Annotated in this window: 1 protein-coding gene; it reads left to right on the forward strand. The window is 38.5% G+C overall.

Going from position 1 to position 1,923, the window contains the following annotated elements:
- Positions 1 to 1,923: condensation domain-containing protein (locus tag AA089_RS22930; protein WP_046759359.1), on the forward strand; the 1,923-nt coding region annotated here is incomplete at both ends.

Consider the following 1,923-nt stretch of genomic DNA (forward strand, 5'->3'; position numbering starts at 1 on the left):
TGGTTGGTTTACAACGGTATATCCTGTGAGTTTGGACATCAGATCGAAAGACGAAATAGGAACCTTAATCGCAGATACGAAAGACATGCTCCGAGCAATTCCAGAAAAAGGAATTGGGTACAGCGTACTTCGTTATTTGGGCGATCAAGAAACGCAAGAAAGTGTAAGGGCAAACTATCAAGAAATCATCTTCAACTACTTAGGAAGTTTTGACAATAGTGTGTCCAAGGAAGCAGACAGTTTGGTAGGTTTTGCAGCTGAATCCGCAGGCGAATCCATCAGTACATCAAACCAAAACCCACATCGAATTGCCATCAATAGCATGGTTGTGAACAATACTTTACAACTCGATTGGAGCTACGATAGCAAGCGTTATCACAAAGAAACCATACAAAACATAGCAGACAACTACATTGCTGCATTACAACATATTATATCACATTGTACCGCTGAGAAAAGCACGATAAAAACAGCAAGCGATTACGGTTTACCAGCAACAATTTCAAACGAAAGTTTAGCGACATTCAAACGAAACATTAATACAATTACAGATATATATCCACTGAGTCCATTACAAGAAGGTTTGCTATTTCACAGCTTATACGACGATGATACTTCGGGATATGCGATTCAATTTCAGTGCGATATTACTAATAAATTTTCAAAAGAAGCATTCCGAAAAACATGGGAATATTTGATAGAAAAACACAGCATTTTACGAACAGGAATCTACGCTGATCAATTGGCAATTCCAGTGCAATGTGTACATAAAAACATTCTAGTGCCACTACAAGAAATAGATGTTAGCCAATATTCAGAAGCTGTAAAAGCACAAAAACTAAACGAATTTCTTGCGGACGATCGAAAAAAAGGATTCACACTCGAGAATGCACCATTATTCAGAATCACATTACTCAATATTGGCGAAGGAAAAACACGAATGATCTTTACCAATCATCATATTCTGTGGGACGGTTGGTCACTTTCAAGCCTTATGCAACGCTTCATGCAATGCTACACACAATTTGAAAAAAGCGGAAACTTTCCCGAACTACCATATGATAATTACGGAACACACATTCGTCATATCGCAACCAAAAAGTCAGCAATAGCAAGCGCATTTTGGAACAACTATCTGGCAGAAATTACAACACCAACCTATCTACCGTTTATTAATGACGCATCCAAACGCAACAAAATCTTTGGAAACACAGAAAAAGAATTCATGTTCACTGGCGACATACAACGCTTTACAGAAAAACATCGAATTACAATAAATACGCTCATTCAAGGAAGTTGGGCATACTTACTTTCAAAATATACAGGACAAAAAAATACAGTATTTGGAGCTACAATTTCAGGAAGAGATAGCGGCGTCAAAAACGTGGAAGAAAATGTCGGACTCTACATCAATACGATTCCCGTTTGTGCGCAAATTGATGGAAAACAGGAAATTACAAATTGGTTGCAATCACTTCAAAAACAGCATACTACGGCGAGAGAAGAACACGGTTACTTGCCTTTGGGCGTTGTGGAGGCGCAAAGTGAAGTAAAAGATACACTATTTGATACCTTATTGGTGTTTGAAAACTATCCAATGGACGAAATTTCTTCGGATACCAAAGTGAGTTTCGAAATTGAAAATGCCAAAGGAATTGAAAGCACAAACTATTCCATCGCACTAATTATCGTGCCATCTTCGGAAGGTCTCAAAATCAAGTTCGATTACAATAATACGGTCATCGCCGACGAAACGATACAGATGATTCAAGATCATTTGCAAACGCTTCTAAACAGTTTCTTGTCTGGCGCAACGCATATCAAAGACCTAGCATATCTCACTTCCGTAGAAGAAACACTGCTTACAGACACACTCAATCAAACGGCGACAGACTATCCGAAAACTGAAAATGTCGTGACGTT

This window comes from Kordia jejudonensis (assembly GCF_001005315.1).
GTDB lineage: Bacteria > Bacteroidota > Bacteroidia > Flavobacteriales > Flavobacteriaceae > Kordia > Kordia jejudonensis.